Genomic DNA, 869 nt, shown 5'->3' on the forward strand with positions numbered 1-869 from the left:
GCGAATCCAGCACGTACACCTGGACGTTCCACTCCGGGATACCGATCGGCACGGTCACCGTGTCGGCGGCCGTCGCCTCCCAGTAGGTCACCGAGACCGCGGCCTCGGTGGGGCCGTACAGGTTGTGCAGTCCCGCATCGGTGATGGCGCGGAAACTCGCGGCCGTCTCCGGCGGCAGCGCCTCGCCGATCACGAAAACCGCACGCAGCGTGGCACATTGCGCCGGGGTGGCGTGCGCGACGAACACCGTCAGCATGGACGGGACGAAGTCGGTCACGGTAACGCCGTGCCGCTCGATCATGTCCGCGACGTACAGCGGGTCACGATGCCCGTCCGGCGACGCGATAACCAGCTTCGCGCCGACCAGCAACGGCAGGAAGTAGCCCCACAGCGACACATCGAAGGTGGTCGCGGTCTTCTGCAGATACACGTCCTCGGCAGTCAGCCGGTACTCGTCCAGCATCCACAGCTGCTGGTTGACGATCGCGTGGTGGGTGACCGCCACGCCCTTCGGGCGACCGGTCGAGCCCGAGGTGTAGATGACGTAGGCGGTGTTGTCCGGGCGCAGCGGCGCCACCCGGTCGGCGTCGGTGACCGGGTCCGCGGAGTACGCCGACACATCCAGGGTGTCGATCTCCACCCGGCGCACCGACTCGGGTAGGTCCAGCTCGTCGGCCGACAGCGTGAGCACGCACACCGGCGCGGCGGTCGAGAATGTAGGCGGTGCGCTCGGCCGGATGATCCGGATCGATCGGCACGTACGCGCCACCGGCCTTCACCACCGCGTGCATGCCGATCACCAGCTCGAGCGAACGGCGCATGCCCAGCGCGACAAGCGATTCCGGGCCGACGCCGTCGGCGATCAGGAA

Annotated in this window: 1 pseudogene; it reads right to left on the reverse strand. The window is 68.4% G+C overall.

What is annotated here, in order from left to right:
- Positions 1 to 869, reverse strand: a pseudogene (locus tag NA4_RS38055) (AMP-binding protein); the annotation flags it as partial.

It is taken from the genome of Nocardia amamiensis NBRC 102102 (assembly GCF_001612745.1).
GTDB classification, from domain to species: domain Bacteria; phylum Actinomycetota; class Actinomycetes; order Mycobacteriales; family Mycobacteriaceae; genus Nocardia; species Nocardia amamiensis.